This is a genomic window from Streptomyces sp. NPDC050534 (assembly GCF_044457745.1).
GTDB lineage: Bacteria > Actinomycetota > Actinomycetes > Streptomycetales > Streptomycetaceae > Streptomyces.
Genome location: NZ_JBITHF010000011.1, coordinates 202,641 through 215,943, shown reverse-complemented (window position 1 = coordinate 215,943; position 13,303 = coordinate 202,641). Strand labels below are relative to the sequence as shown.

Below are 13,303 nucleotides of genomic sequence, written 5' to 3'. Positions count from 1 at the left end.
CAACCATTGGTTGCAGATGCCGGTCAGGGCAGGGGCGGCACGTCGAGACGGCGGACCGCGTTCGGGACGGGCCTGGTGGGCATGAACAGGGGCGGCGCCTCGCCGTCCGCGGCCGTGGCGGGCGCGTCGGTCAGCCGCATGCGCTCGCGCAGGCGCCCGTAGAAGTTGGCGGCGTGGAGCCTGACCAGGCGCAGCGGCTCGGGTGCCGCGGTCACGCCGATCCAGTCCCCGGGGTCGAGGACGCCCCGCGGCTGTCCGTCGACGCTCACCGCGGCGCGCCCGGAGTGGGGCAGCACGCGCAGGGTGATCGGCTCGTCCGCGTTCGCGATCACCGTGCGGTTGAACGCCATGTGCGGGGCGACGGGGGTGAAGACCACCGCTCGCATACGGGGCGACAGCACCGGTCCGCCGGCGGCGAAGCTGTAGGCGGTCGAACCCGTCGGGGTGGCGACGACGACGCCGTCCGCCGAGTACGAGGCCAGGAGCCGGCCGGCGATGTAGACGCCGAGGCTGACCTGGTGGTCCCGTGCCAGCTTCTCCACCACGACGTCGTTGAGGGCGGTGACGTCCAGCGCGATGCCCCCGTCGTCCTGCATCGGGAGTTCGGACTGCGGCGGGGGCGGCGGAAGCGCGGGTCCGTGGCCGTAGCAGAGGAACTGCTCCACGTCCGTGGGAATCTCCAGCAGCTTCGACGCCCGCATGGTGAGGGTCATCCGCTCCTCGCACTCGGACTGCCCGGAGTGCACGGCGTCCAGCGCCCGCTCGACGTCGGCGACGGCGGTCTCGGTCAGGAAGCCGACCTTGCCCAGGTCGACTCCGAGCACCCTGATGTTCTTCTTCGCCGCGATGCGGGCGCCGCGCAGGAAGGTGCCGTCCCCGCCGAGGGTCACGATGAGGTCCGGGCTGCCCGCGGCGCGCACCTCGTCACGACCGCTGCGGCGGCTTCCCTGGCCCTGCCAGACGTCGATGTCGACGCAGCCGACGCCGGTCCGCTCGCACCACTGCCGCACGGTCCGCCCTCCCGCCACCGCCTCGGGACGACCACCGTGCACGACGAGTCCCAACCGGCTGATCGGCATGTCATCTCCCACGCTGCCGTCGGGTCCAGGGCCTGTACGTCATCGTCACAGCTTTCGCCGGGGGTTGCCACGGGGCGGCGTCGGGCTCGGGCTCGAGCACGTCGAACCGCGCGGCCACGTCGTCGGTCCGGCCGGTGCGTTACGCCGCCCTCGATATGTCCACAGTTGTGTCCGTCATTTGTCCGTTGCCGCAAGGAGTCCTCACAGCTTCCGCCGACGGGCGGGTACTTGCGTCGCGATCCCCGGGAAGACTTAACAGCGGCCGCCGCCTGATGTCGGCGATGGCGGCGGCCGCTGTGCGCGAGGGCTCGCGCCGTCCCCTGGCGCGAGGACCCCGCGCGGGAACGTCCTCGCGGCTCCGGGGCCGGGCGGGAGTCAGCCCCTGCTCGAACCGCCGCGAGGACGAAGGCCGGGGCCCGCTGAGGACTCAACAGCGGGACGAGGTGGGCTCCGGCCGTCCGAGGCGTGCGACTCGCTGCCCAAGGACTGGGGACAGCGGAGGAATGGATTCCTCCCTTCCGACAGCCTAGAACGGTCCGGCTGTCCGGCGACAGCCCGCGCATCGGCCCGCGTCGGCCCGCATCGGCCGGGATGCCGACCGGCCGTGTACCACCAGGCGCATCCGCCCCCAGGACCACCGGGGCCTGACCTCCGGCCTGGCGATGTCCCAGGGAGGTACCGGATCGGCGTCCCGGGGAGGTACCTGATCGAGTGGGCTCACCCCGCCCAGGGCCTGCCCCGTCGTCGTACCGTGCCATGGCCGGACCTCCCCGGAACGCCGGGACCCTTCCGTGGGGCGGGCCACGGGTTCCCCGGCCCGGACCGCTGACACGCGGGCCGTGGCTCGAGTTCGGCCGGGCGCCGCTCACGCGGAACGGGAGAGCTGTTCGCGTACCCAGTCAGGGTCGGGATTGACGTACGGCCGGCCCGCCACGAGCACGGTGGGCACGGTCTCGTCGCCGTCGTTGGCCGCCCTCGCCACCGCCGCACCGGCCGGGTCACGCCAGATGTCGACCCAGTACGAACGGCGGGCGTCGCGGCCCAGCCGCATGCGCAGGCGCAGACAGTACGCGCAGCCCGGGCGCCAGAAGACCACCGGCCGGCCGTCGGCCTCACTGCGGCGCTGTGCCTCCAGCGCGCCGACGGACCTCGGGAAGAGCAGCGGAGAATTGACGCCGGCGAACGCCACGAACAGCAGGAGGATCACCGCCGCTGCGCCGGGGTTGCCCGCGAGGATCATCCCCACCGCGGACACCGAGCCGCAGAGCACGAGCACCACCGGCAGGATCCATGCGCGCATCATGGTGACGCAGGCTACCGAGGAGAGGTCAGGCGCCTCCGGGCGGGCCGCCGGCGGACCTGCCGTACGCATCGACGGACCCGCCGTGCACATGGTCGGGACGCGCGGAGGAGAGCACGTGGAAGACCGGGAACAGCGGGGAGATCAGGAACAGCGCGGAGAGCGTGGAGGGCGGGAGCAGGCGAGCGCCGAGGTGTGCAAGCGCGTCCAGGACAGCTTCGACCGGCAGGGGCTGATGACCCACCTCGGCGCCCGGATCACGCACATCGCGCAGGGCCGCGTGCACATCGTGCTGCCGGCCCGCCCCGAAGTGACCCAGCAGCACGGCTACTTCCACGCCGGCGCCACCAGCGCCATCGCGGACAGCGCCGGCGGCTACGCGGCCTACACCCTGTTCCCCGAGAACACCGACGTGCTCACGGTCGAGTACAAGATCAACCTCCTCGCACCGGCCGTCGGCGACCTCATCGAGGCGGTCGGGACGGTCCTGAAGTCCGGACGCACCCTGACCGTCTGCCAGTTGGAGGTGTTCGTCGTGCAGGACAGCCGTCGCAAGCTCGTCGCCAGCGGGCAGCAGACACTGATCCGCGTCGAAGGACCCGAGCGGTGAACCCGCAGCGACCGCCGCGGCGTCCGCGGCGTCTTCGCCTTCGCCCTGACGACTTGTGGCGGCATCCCGGCCGCCGAGGGGGCCTGCCCCAGAACCGCTAACGAAATGAGTGACGGGGAACGCTAGGCTCACGTGGCATGAGTCAGAGCGGCTCGCAAGCGGCAGCATTCTTCCGAGAGGCCGACCAGAGCGGAGTGGTCTGGTTTGTGCGGGATGACAACGGAAGCCCGGCTCCCCTTTCCGCGGACGGCACGCGAAGTCTTCCCTACTGGTCGACCACGGCCCGCGCTCAGAGGGCGGCGAAGATATGGGGGCATGGGCTACGTGTTGAATCCATGTCCCTGGATGCCTGGCGCGAACGCGATCTGCCTGATGCCGCCCGAGAGGGATACATGATCGGCATCAACTGGAGCGGACCGCGCCTCGTCGGCTGGAGCTTCACCCCGGCGGAAGTTCTCAACCGACTCGCAGCGGGTGAATAGCCCACGGCGCCGCTGGGCGAACGCGCGCTCCACAACACAGTGCCTGGTCGACCGACGCCGCACGGCTCCTGGCCCGCACCCCCGCGCGAACCGCGTGCGGATACGCTGAGCGCTGCGTGATCATCGGAAGGGCCCCGGAGCAAGGAGAGATGTGAGCAGCTGGTCGGGCGCTCTGGACCGGTGCGGGATCAGTGATCCCTCTCTGCGCAGGGACTACGGGATGCAGCGCACGCTCGCCCGGCGGTTCGCACCGGCTGAGTACATGGCGGTCCGGCTGCTGCTCCCCGCGCCGCTGCACCCCTCCGTGTTCACCGCGGTCGCCTTCATGCACGAGACGGACGAACGCATCGACAGCGGGGAACCCAGCGCTCGGCAGGCGGCGCTCCGTGCCTGGGACCGGGACGTCACAGCCGCGTTCGAGCGTCAAGGTGCCGTGGAACAGCCCATGTTGAGGGCCTTGGCGGACACCGCTCGGCGGCATCCCGTCCTGGCGGCGCGCGTACGGGCCTTCCTCGACGGCGCGCCGGCCGAGGCCGCCTGGACCGGCTTCGGTTCGGAGAACGACTTCCAGGCTTATGTGGACAGTTACTCCTTGCCCGCCCTGATGCTCACCGCTTCCCTCGTCGAACCACCGTCACCGGCGGACGCGTTGAGCTTCCGGACCGGCTGCCGGACGTTGATCGAGGCCATGCAGCGCATCGACTTCCTGGCGGACCTGCCCGAGGACGTCGCTCAGGGGCGGGTCGGCGTGCCGCGTGACACCCTGGCCCAACACGGCCTCAAGACCGAGGACCTGGCGCGCAGCAGTGGCGATCATCTGCCCGCCGTCGAGCGCCTGGTCGCGGAGCAGGCCGGGCTCGCCGGTGCCGGGCTGGACGGCTGCGGGGACATGCCGGACCTCGCCGAACCCGGGCATCGGCCGTTCCTCGACACCCTGATCGCCGTGCAACGTCTGCGCCTGCGGGCCGTGGAGCGCAAGGGTGCCGCTCTCCTGGCACACGGCGCCCGGCCGGACACCCTCGCGACCCTGCGGCTGCTGATGCGCGCATCCCGCAGCGCTCGCAGGCTGCGGCGTGCCGTCAGGTGAGCAGGCGCTCCCCTGTGCGCGAGGTCCGCTCGCGGCTCACCTGTGGGACACAGTGCCGTCCGTCTCGACCTGCCCCGCCCCGCGCGGGGTCTCGTCCTCGGCCGCGGCCCGTACCGTACGCCGCCGGCCGACACGCCCGCCGGCCGGGCGGCTCAGCAAGATCCCGGTCAACACCAGGGCCAGTCCGCACACTTGCTGCACGGTCAGCACCTCGCCGGCCACGACCGTTCCAAGCAGCACACCGGTCACCGGGTTGAGCAGCCCCACCAGCCCGACGGTCGCCGCGGGGAGGCGGCGCAGTCCTGCGAACCAGGCCGCGAAGGCCAGCGCCGTGGCCACCGTCGTGACGTACCCGAAGGCGAGAGCGGACGAAGCGTCCAGGGCCGGGGGCGCGCCCTCGACGGCGACGGCGAACGGCAGCAGGAGCAGGCCACCGGCGATGAGCTGCCAGGACGTGGAGGCGAGGACGTCGACCTGGTGACTCCAGCGCTTGGCGAGGATGTACCCGAGCGACGACAGCAGCAGGGCGGTGACCGAGGCGAGCACGCCGAGCGCGCTCGCCCGCGTCCCGCCGGTGAGCAGCATGAGACACACGCCCACGATCCCCGCGGCGGAACCCGCGAGATGCCGTGGGGACGGGCGTTCCGAGAGGAGGGGCCAGGCCGTCAGCATCATCACGAGCGGTGACGTCGCCATGATCGTCGAGGCGAGGCTCGTGGGCAGCAGCTGGGCGGCGACGTAGATGAGGACGAAGAACGCGCCCGCGTTGAGGGTGCCCAGGACCAGCGACTTCCACCACCAGGACCCGTACGGGCGCTTGCGCGCGACCGCCAGCAGCAGCACTCCGGCGGGCAGCGCGCGGATCACCCCGCCGTACAGCGGATCTCCCGCGGGGAGGTACTCGTGCGTGACGTAGTAGTTGGTGCCCCAGGCCACGGGAGCGATCGCCGCGACCGCCGTCCACCGCAAGGTAGCTTCCATGGAAGTTAATATAGCTTCCTTGGAAGCTATAGTGAAGTCATGGCTGACGACCTCGACCACGTGGCCCGGATCCAGGCGGAATGGGCTCGCGAGCGCCCGGATCTCGACGTGAGCCCGCAGGGGGTGATCGGCCGCCTGCACCGCCTCGCCGGACTGCTCACCGAGCAACTCTGCGTCGTCTACCGCCGGTTCGGCCTCAGCGAGGGCGAGTTCGACGTCCTGGCGACGCTGCGCCGGGCCGGGGAACCGTTCGAGCGCGCCCCCAGCGAGCTGTCGGAGCACACGATGGTGACGACCGGCGCCATGACCAAGCGGCTCGACCGGCTCGAGCGCGCGGGCCTGGTGAGCCGGCGCCGCTCCGAGGCCGACGGCCGCGGCCGCGTCGTCGCACTGACCGATGCCGGCCGCGATCTGATCGACGCGGCCTTCACGGAGCACATGCGCAACGAACGGCGCCTGCTGGAAGCGCTCGCACCGAAGGAGGCGGCACGGCTCCAGGCGCTCCTCACCACCTGGCTCGGCCGCATGGATCCGCCGCGGACGTGAGGCGGACACCGCCGCGGCAGATGCCGGGCGGCTCGCGCGAACCGCCCGGCATCCCCCGCGAGCGGGCACGTCAGGCCCGGAACGCTCCGAACTTCACGTCCTTCCCGCAGACGTTGAAGATCGCGGCGGAGCCCTTGCCGTCGGTGACCTTCACCGTGCGGCCCACATCCTTGGGCAGGGCGATCTGCACCTTCGAGGCCTGCACCCCGCACGTCTGCCGGGCCGACTCGGTGCCCTCGAAGTTGAGGTCCGTGTAACTGACGCTCGCCGTGGCGGTGGCCCCGGGCGCGACGTCCACGGCGTCGGTCCCCGCGGCGGAGTTGTCGGTCTCGATCGGAGAGCTCTTGCGCTGGTCGTCCTTGGCGACGAGGGTGGTGGCGCCCACGATCGTGCAGGGCTTCGCCGACGTGTTGGTGATCTTCACGGTGCCGGTCGCGGGCTTCGACCGGGTCGCGTGCTGGACGGCCGCGACGAAGGCCGCCTTCGTGGTCCGCGCCGTGCACGCGGCGGTCGTGCCGTGCCCGTCCTTCGCGGAACCGTCGCTCCGGGTCGCGGAGGGAGCTCCGGAGCCGGTGCCCTTCGCGGTCACGCTGGGAGTGGCGCCGCCGTCCTGCGCCGACGCGGTGCTGGACGCGGTGCTGCCGGTGCTGTCGCCACCGGCGGCCTTGTCGTCGTTCTGGCAGGCGGTCAGCGTCAGCCCTGCGGCCAGCACGGCGGCAGCGGCGATGGAGGTGCGGACTCGCATGAGATCTCCTCGTTACCGATCGGTAGGGTCGGCGGGAAAGATGACTTCTACTGACCGATGGTTCAGCAGCCGCGCGTGACAAGGAGCACAGCACCCGGCGGAGAATGGCAGTAACTCCCCTTACGCTCCGCCCCATTGGCAGCAGCGGTGAGCGCCAGGCCGCGCACGGGCGGCACAGGTGTGATCTCGTACGGCGGATAACGGTCGCCGCCACCTCGGCCGTCCACCCGGCGGCGTGGGAACATCCTCCTAGGCGTTCGGTCTTTCAGGCGTCCGAGCGACCGGGAGGTGTCGGTATGCGCTGGTGGGTTGCCGGTTGGGCGGTTGCGGGACTGGTCGTCCTCGCGGCCTGCGGCGGGTCCTCGGGCGGTACGCCGAGTGCGGCATCGTCCCCGGGCCGCTCCGCCGAGCCGTCGAGTGGTGCGCCGACGCACGGTTCCACGACGCCGGTCCCGGCTCCGTCCTCGGTCTCTCCCACCGGTCCGGGCACGCCGAGCGGGTCCGCGCCGGCCGGCGAGCCCTCCTCGGCCGCGGGCGGCTGCGCCGCCGGGCACACCCAGGTCACCGTCTCCCCCGGTGACGCCCCCACACGCCGGTTGTGCGTGCGGCCGGGGACCGTGATCTCGATCGTTCTCGAACCGCGGGCCGACGACCGGCGGTGGACGGCGGTGCACAGTTCCGCACCGGTGTTCGTCGTGGCGTCCGGTTGGCGGCTGGGTCCGGACGGCAGCGCCCACGCCTCGCTGCGGTGCGCGGGCACCCGGGGCGGCGGCGCCAGGATCACGGCGCTCGCGAAGGCTCCGGATGTGGCGGGCGCCGCGCGGGCCGCCTTCACGCTGGACGTGAGTGTCGTGCCGTATCCGAAGGAGGGGTGACCCCGGAAACCGGGATCACCCCTCGTCCATCGGTGGTGCGTCAGCCGTGGTCACGCACCCTGAGCGTGTAGATGCCACGGCCGTGCGTGGCCGCGTACAGGGTGCTTCCGTCCGGGCCGGGCTTCAGCTGGAGCACGGCGACGGCCGGGAGGGAACCGAGGCGCTGCCACTTGGCCTGACCCGGCGCACGGTAGACGACGCCGAGGTCGGTACCGACGGCGAGGCCGCCGTTCGCCGTGACGACCGCGGAGTCGGTCGGCACGTCGGGCAGGTTCGCCGAGATGTCCTTCCAGGTGGTGCCGCCGTCGGTGGACTCGAAGACGTGGCCGAAGCCGGCCCCGGGGCCCTCGGTCCAGTGCCGCGAGAAGCCGTTGACCGCGAGGAAGACGTGGTCGGCGTTCTTCGGGTCGATGGCGAAGCCGCTGAGGTAGCGGTTCGGCACGGTCCCGTTCACGGGCAGGCTGATGTCGTGCCAGCCGGTTCCGTCCGCGTTCCCGACGGAGATGCCGCGCGCGAAGCCCTGCTCGTTGCAGGGACCGCACCAGGCCGCGTAGACCTTGCCGCCCGAGGCCGCGACGGCGGTCGCGGTACGGCCGGCGCCGAAGTCGTGCACGCTCGTCCACTCGCTGCCGCTGCGGATGGCGTAGCCGTGGGACTGCACCCACACGTGACGGCCGCCCGCGACCCAGGCCGAGCTGTTCTTCAGGTCGGCCGCGAGCGGGGCGATGAAGCGGGCCTCACCGGTGGCGTTGTCGGCGGGGGCGACGTTGTACGAGGTCGCCTTGGTCGGGTCGTTGACCCAACTGCCGTCGTTGACCGCGCAGTTCTGGGTCACCTGGACCGAGAGGTAGACGTACTCCTGGGCGATGTTGCAGCCGTTGGCCGGGTCGGTCAGGGTGTCGCCGCCGTCGCCGCCGAAGTTGGAGCCCATCACCTTGTCGTTGCTGCGCAGCATCGACTGGCCGTTGTCCTGCAGACCGCCGGTGACGGACACGCCGTGGTGGTCGAGGTCCTTGCCGATGCCCACCGAGTAGTACTGGAGGGTGTCGATGGAGCCGTCGTTGAGCGAGGCCCAGTCGGTGGCGTGGCCGGAGGAGTCCTGGGCGCCGTTGACCGGGCGCTTGTAGACGCCGCCGTCGTTGCCGACGTAGACGAAGCTCTTGCCGTGGTGGCGGCCGATCGCCACGCCGTGCTGGTCGGGGTGCGTGGTCTGGCTGCAGTCACCGGTCTGCTTGCTCGGGTCGATGCTCCAGCAGGGGAACGGGAAGTTCCAGTACGGGCCCACGGCGGACCAGCCGGCGCCGCCGTCCTTGGACTCGAAGACCTCCTCCAGACCCAGGTACACATGCTTGGGGTTGGCGGGGTCGACGGTCAGGAACTGGTTGTACCAGGCCTGCACACCCGGCATGTAGCCGGCGTCGGTCAGCGCGGAGCCGTCGGCGGCCAGCTGCTTGTAGTCGGCGACCTTCGTCCACGGCCCGAACGGCGACGCGGCGCTGTAGACGCCTTCCAGGTTGCTGTCCGGGTTGGTCGCCAGCTGCTCGGGCGACTGGTCGATGGCGTAGAAGCGCGAACCGTCCGCGGCGTGGGCGAAGGTGACCGTGCCGACGTTGTCCGGGTCGGTCGGCATGTCGCCGAAGCCGCTGCTGATCCGCTGCCAGCTGCCGCCGGTCTTCGTGTAGAAGCCGTTGTAGGTGTCGCCGCTGCGCCAGCCGGCCGCGAGGACCACCTTGGACGGGTCCTTGGGGTCGAAGGCGATGTCGTTGGTGATGTTCTTGTACGCGGCGGAGGGGTCCTTCGCCTTCGAACCACCCGGCAGATAGTCGGGGTTGGGCGCGAACTCCAGCTTCCAGGCACCGCTCAGCTTCTTCGTGGAGTGGCTCCACACGCCTTCACTGGTCGCCGCCCACACCTTGCCGCCACCGAACCGCAGCTGGCGGATGGTGGTGCTCTCCAGCTGGTCGCCGCCGACCCGGCTGCGCGAGGTGAAGGCTCCATGGTGGGGATGGGTCAGCAGGTACACACCGCTGCCGAGATAGGCGTCCGCGTTGGTGTTCGCCTCGCCGGTGCCCAGCCACAGCCGTCCGCCGCCGTCGACGGCGAGTGCGCCGGTGGCCTGCGAGGGCAGGCTGTCGCTGATGGACTGCCAGTGGCCGCCGCCGGAGCGCGAGCGCCACACGCCGCCTCCGGCGCTGCCCGCGTAGACGTAGCCGTCGTCGTCCGCGGCCATCGCGGCCATACGGCCGGTGACATTGCCTGCGCCGCCGCTGGAGTTGGAGTCGATGTCGCGGTAGCGCGGATCATCGGAGTTGTAGGGCAGGTCGGTGATGTCCTGCCAATGGCCGCCGGTGCTCGGCAGCTTGCTCAGGCTCTGCCAGGCGGCACCGTACGCACCGGGTGCGACGACGCCCGGTGCGGTGCGGGCCTCCGCGTACTGGTCCGCGCCCTCGGCTATCTCGTCGGCCTCATTTCCGTCGTCGCCTCCGTCGTCGGCCTTCGCCTTCGCGCTGGGGCTGACGTCGCCCACCGAGTGCTCGCGCTCGGCGGCGAGTTGAGCCTGCGTGCGGGCCCCGAAGGGGCTCGTGTGCCGGCCACCGGGCGCCGCGCCTGCGGGTATCGCGACTAGCCCGGCGGTGGCGGTGATGGCACAGATTGTGAGCCACCGTCTTCTGCGGGTTTGTTCTGGCACCAGATCCTCCCGAACGGGTGTGGATACAACCGTTGCGGGAGACCCGATCACGAGAAGCCGGAAAACATCTGAAACTTGGTCAACTCTTTGTCCGGAACCTGTCACCAACTGGGCGCCGGGCGTCGTTTTCGGCAGGTTCGGCTAACGCCTTCGCGCGGCCTGCACGTAGTACAACCAGGGCCGTACGTCCCCGCGTCCGCGCACCTCGAAACCGGCGTCCGCGATGAAGCCCTCCAGGAGGTCCACGCGGTTGTGCGCCATGGCGTGGGCCGTTCCGCCGTGCACGAGATGGCGGCCGAGCCGGCTCCTGGGTGGCCGGAACTCGACGACGAACAGCCGCCCGCCGGGGCGCACGACACGGTACATCTCGCGCAGCGCCGCGGGACGCAGGTCCTCCGGAAGGTGGTGCAGCATCAGGCTGGTGACGACCGTGTCGTACGAACCGTCCGGCAGATCGAGGGACTCGGCGATCCCTTCGTGGTAGACGCAAGGGGCGCTGCCGGGGCGTGACTTCTTGCGGCGGGCGTACTCCAGGACCGGAGCCGAGGGGTCCACTCCCGTCAACTCGCCGTCCGGGCCGACCCGTTCGGCCATGCGCCGGGTCAGATAGCCGGTGCCGCAGCCCACGTCGAGGACGCGGTCGCCCGGCTCGGCGCCGCTCAGCGCGGCGAGGCGGGTGAAGGCACGGTTGCGGCGGCCGGCGAAGCAGACGTCGCCGCACAGTTCGTAGGCACGAGGGGTCACGATGGTCACGCCGGGGGTGTCCGAGCGCGGCTTGCCCTGCATCAGGCGTCCGAGAGACATGGCCCTCCTCCATAACTTAGTCGGGACTAAGTACTGGCTCATAACTTAGTCGCGACTAAGAAAAACGGCAAGGGCGGCATAGGATGGGCATCGTGACCGAGTCCCGTCCCCGCGCGCGTACGCGGACCCGCCTGCCCGCCGCCGAACGGCGCGCGTCGATCCTCGCCGCCGCGACGGAGGTCTTCTCCGCGACCGGCTATCAGCGCGGCAAGGTCTCCGACATCGCCAAGCGGGTCGGCGTCAGCGAACCGGTGGTCTTCCAGAACTTCGGCTCCAAGGCGGCGCTGTACCGGGCGGCCCTCGACCATGTCACCGACGGCGTCTCCGGCCTGCTGCACCAGGCCGCCGACGCGGGCCGGCCGGTCCCCGAGGTACTGGCGGCCTTCCTCGACCCGGCGCACATGGACCGCTTCCACCAACCCGGCTCGCACGGCTTCCTGTTCGCCGACGCCACCGCCCTGGCCCACGACCCTGACCTCGGCGACGCCCTGCGCCAGGTCCACCAGCACTTCGGTACGACACTCGCCGAGCTGCTGCGGCGCGGGCAGGCGGCCGGAGAGATCCGGGACGACGTCGATCCGGACACGGCCGCGTGGTGGCTGGTCTCGCTACTGGCCGGGCGCTCCTTCCGAGCGGCCGTTATACCGGAACGGGACGCCGTGGAGGCCGAGTTGACGAGGATGGCGTTGGCGGCGCTGCTGCCGGGGGGCACCGCCGGGGGCGGGTCCGCATGACGGGACGGGCAAGGTGCACGGCGGTGCACCCGCGGGCACTTCCCGTGGCGTACGACCGGACCTCCCGCTCCGACGCTGCGTAGCCGCCGCTCCCCGCGCGGCGCGCCCCGGCCTCAGTGCTCGTGCGGTCCGGGCCGGTGAACCGGGCCGTGCGCGTCGTCGCAGTGTTCCGCCGGTTCGGTCGACGGCGTGGTGATCTGGAGCAGTTCCTCGACGCCGGCGTCCTCGCCGAGGTGGTCGACCTGGAGGGTGGCATGGCCGATGTCGTGCTTGGCGCGCAGGAGTTGCTGGAGGTGGCGGCGCACGGCGTGGCAGTCGCCGCCCGGTTCGACCAGGACGTGGGCGGACAGGGCGGGCTCGCCGGAGGTGATGGTCCACACGTGCAGGTCGTGGATCTCGACGACCTGCGGCTGGGACGCCAGTTCGTCGCCGATCGCGTCCGGGTCGAAGCCGACCGGCGCGGCCTCCAGGAAGATCCGTCCGGAGTCGCGCACCAGCCCGTAACCGGCCTTGAACATCAGGGCGACCACGGCGAGGGTGGCGATGGCGTCGGCGCGTGCGAACCCGGTCAGCACGACGATCAGCGCCGCGATCGCGGTGCCGATGAAGGCGAACAGGTCGTTGAGGATGTGCTGGTAGGCGCCCTCGACGTTCAGTGAGGTCCGGTTGGCTTTCGAGATGCACCACGCGGCCGCGACGTTGACCACGATGCCGACGAGCGCGGTGGCCAGCATCAGACCGCCCGCGACCTCGGGCGGGCTGATGAGCCGGCGCACCGCCTCGTACGCCAGCCAGGACCCGAGGAGCAGCAGGGTCAGGCCGTTGGCCTGGGCGGAGAGGATCTCCGCGCGCTTGAGGCCGTAGGTGAAGCCGCCGCGGGCCGGGCGGGCGGAGAGCCGCATCGCGATCAGCGCGAGCACGATCGAGGCGGCGTCGGTGAGCATGTGCGCCGCGTCCGAGATCAGCGCCAGGGAACTGGCGATGATGCCGACGACGACCTCGGCCGCCATGAACACCGTGATCAGGGTGAGGGCGATCGCCAGCCAGCGGCGGTCGGCATCCGCCGAGACGCCGTGGGAGTGCCCTGCGTGCCCTCCGCCGCCATGGGCATGCCCGTGATCGTGATCGTCCATGTATGACGCCTTCCCCCTCGCATCCGCTGCCCGGACCTGAAGTCAAACGCACGGTGGGGGCAATCGCCAAAGGCTGCATCGGTGACCGTTGTCATCACCGTTAAGTCGGCCCTGAACTGCGAAAACGTCGCGCCGCGCGAGCCGGGAGCCGGTCGCCCCTGCAAAGCCCCGCAGGACCTCCATGCGTGTCATGTCCTGGATGCACACACAAGACCATTCATTTACCCTCCCTTTGCCG

The 13,303-nt window shown here is 71.2% G+C and carries 13 protein-coding genes; 6 read left to right on the top strand and 7 right to left on the bottom strand.

What is annotated here, in order from left to right; genetic code table 11:
* Positions 1-23 precede the first annotated feature (23 nt).
* Positions 24-1,079 carry an NAD(+)/NADH kinase gene (locus tag ACIBN2_RS33015; RefSeq protein WP_399139932.1) on the bottom strand — a complete coding sequence of 352 codons (1,056 nt, stop codon included), beginning with the start codon at positions 1,077-1,079 and terminating at the stop codon, positions 24-26.
* Positions 1,080-1,944: 865 nt separating this feature from the next.
* Positions 1,945-2,382, bottom strand: a complete 438-nt coding sequence (locus ACIBN2_RS33010) for a hypothetical protein (protein ID WP_399139931.1) — start codon at positions 2,380-2,382, stop codon at positions 1,945-1,947.
* Positions 2,383-2,470: 88 nt separating this feature from the next.
* Here ACIBN2_RS33010 and ACIBN2_RS33005 point away from each other — a divergent pair, with 88 nt between their 5' ends.
* From ACIBN2_RS33005 to ACIBN2_RS32995, 3 genes are all read left to right on the top strand, one after another.
* Positions 2,471-2,989 carry a PaaI family thioesterase gene (locus ACIBN2_RS33005; RefSeq protein ID WP_399140245.1) on the top strand — a complete coding sequence of 173 codons (519 nt, stop codon included), beginning with the start codon at positions 2,471-2,473 and terminating at the stop codon, positions 2,987-2,989.
* Between the two features lie 137 nt (positions 2,990-3,126).
* On the top strand, positions 3,127-3,471 hold the full coding sequence (locus ACIBN2_RS33000) for a DUF2750 domain-containing protein (protein ID WP_399139930.1): 345 nt from the start codon (positions 3,127-3,129) through the stop codon (positions 3,469-3,471).
* A gap of 151 nt (positions 3,472-3,622) precedes the next feature.
* A complete protein-coding gene (locus ACIBN2_RS32995) occupies positions 3,623-4,558 on the top strand; it encodes a squalene/phytoene synthase family protein (RefSeq protein WP_399139928.1) in 936 nt (311 codons plus the stop codon).
* Between the two features lie 36 nt (positions 4,559-4,594).
* Here the strand turns inward: ACIBN2_RS32995 and ACIBN2_RS32990 are convergent, their stop codons facing one another.
* Positions 4,595-5,539, bottom strand: coding sequence for a DMT family transporter (locus ACIBN2_RS32990; RefSeq protein ID WP_399139926.1), 945 nt, complete (start codon positions 5,537-5,539; stop codon positions 4,595-4,597).
* Positions 5,540-5,578: 39 nt separating this feature from the next.
* Between ACIBN2_RS32990 and ACIBN2_RS32985 the strand changes: the two genes are divergently transcribed.
* Positions 5,579-6,085, top strand: coding sequence for a MarR family winged helix-turn-helix transcriptional regulator (locus tag ACIBN2_RS32985; RefSeq protein ID WP_399139924.1), 507 nt, complete (start codon positions 5,579-5,581; stop codon positions 6,083-6,085).
* Positions 6,086-6,155: 70 nt separating this feature from the next.
* Here ACIBN2_RS32985 and ACIBN2_RS32980 read toward each other — a convergent pair whose 3' ends face one another.
* A complete protein-coding gene (locus ACIBN2_RS32980; RefSeq protein WP_399139922.1) occupies positions 6,156-6,830 on the bottom strand; it encodes a DUF4232 domain-containing protein in 675 nt (224 codons plus the stop codon).
* 296 nt (positions 6,831-7,126) lie between these two features.
* Here ACIBN2_RS32980 and ACIBN2_RS32975 point away from each other — a divergent pair, with 296 nt between their 5' ends.
* Positions 7,127-7,705 (top strand): hypothetical protein, encoded by a 579-nt coding sequence (locus ACIBN2_RS32975; protein WP_399139921.1) that lies wholly within the window; start codon positions 7,127-7,129, stop codon positions 7,703-7,705.
* A 40-nt stretch (positions 7,706-7,745) separates the two neighbouring features.
* Here the strand turns inward: ACIBN2_RS32975 and ACIBN2_RS32970 are convergent, their stop codons facing one another.
* Together ACIBN2_RS32970 and ACIBN2_RS32965 are read right to left on the bottom strand one after the other, a co-directional pair.
* Positions 7,746-10,394: a glycosyl hydrolase gene (locus ACIBN2_RS32970; protein WP_399139919.1), complete on the bottom strand. Its 2,649-nt coding sequence runs from the start codon at positions 10,392-10,394 to the stop codon at positions 7,746-7,748.
* Between the two features lie 141 nt (positions 10,395-10,535).
* Positions 10,536-11,198, bottom strand: a complete 663-nt coding sequence (locus ACIBN2_RS32965; protein ID WP_399139918.1) for a class I SAM-dependent methyltransferase — start codon at positions 11,196-11,198, stop codon at positions 10,536-10,538.
* A gap of 92 nt (positions 11,199-11,290) precedes the next feature.
* Between ACIBN2_RS32965 and ACIBN2_RS32960 the strand changes: the two genes are divergently transcribed.
* Positions 11,291-11,932: a TetR/AcrR family transcriptional regulator gene (locus tag ACIBN2_RS32960; RefSeq protein ID WP_399139917.1), complete on the top strand. Its 642-nt coding sequence runs from the start codon at positions 11,291-11,293 to the stop codon at positions 11,930-11,932.
* A gap of 113 nt (positions 11,933-12,045) precedes the next feature.
* Here the strand turns inward: ACIBN2_RS32960 and ACIBN2_RS32955 are convergent, their stop codons facing one another.
* Positions 12,046-13,065 carry a cation diffusion facilitator family transporter gene (locus ACIBN2_RS32955; protein ID WP_399139915.1) on the bottom strand — a complete coding sequence of 340 codons (1,020 nt, stop codon included), beginning with the start codon at positions 13,063-13,065 and terminating at the stop codon, positions 12,046-12,048.
* Positions 13,066-13,303: the final 238 nt, after the last annotated feature.

Coding starts and splice junctions, on each gene's coding strand:
- ACIBN2_RS32985 (WP_399139924.1), top strand. CDS start 5,579: ATGGCTGACGACCTCGACCACGTGGCCCGGATCCAGGCGGAATGGGCT.
- ACIBN2_RS33015 (WP_399139932.1), bottom strand. CDS start 1,079: ATGCCGATCAGCCGGTTGGGACTCGTCGTGCACGGTGGTCGTCCCGAG.
- ACIBN2_RS32990 (WP_399139926.1), bottom strand. CDS start 5,539: ATGGAAGCTACCTTGCGGTGGACGGCGGTCGCGGCGATCGCTCCCGTG.
- ACIBN2_RS32955 (WP_399139915.1), bottom strand. CDS start 13,065: ATGGACGATCACGATCACGGGCATGCCCATGGCGGCGGAGGGCACGCA.
- ACIBN2_RS33010 (WP_399139931.1), bottom strand. CDS start 2,382: ATGATGCGCGCATGGATCCTGCCGGTGGTGCTCGTGCTCTGCGGCTCG.
- ACIBN2_RS32980 (WP_399139922.1), bottom strand. CDS start 6,830: ATGCGAGTCCGCACCTCCATCGCCGCTGCCGCCGTGCTGGCCGCAGGG.
- ACIBN2_RS33000 (WP_399139930.1), top strand. CDS start 3,127: ATGAGTCAGAGCGGCTCGCAAGCGGCAGCATTCTTCCGAGAGGCCGAC.
- ACIBN2_RS33005 (WP_399140245.1), top strand. CDS start 2,471: ATGGTCGGGACGCGCGGAGGAGAGCACGTGGAAGACCGGGAACAGCGG.
- ACIBN2_RS32975 (WP_399139921.1), top strand. CDS start 7,127: ATGCGCTGGTGGGTTGCCGGTTGGGCGGTTGCGGGACTGGTCGTCCTC.
- ACIBN2_RS32965 (WP_399139918.1), bottom strand. CDS start 11,198: ATGTCTCTCGGACGCCTGATGCAGGGCAAGCCGCGCTCGGACACCCCC.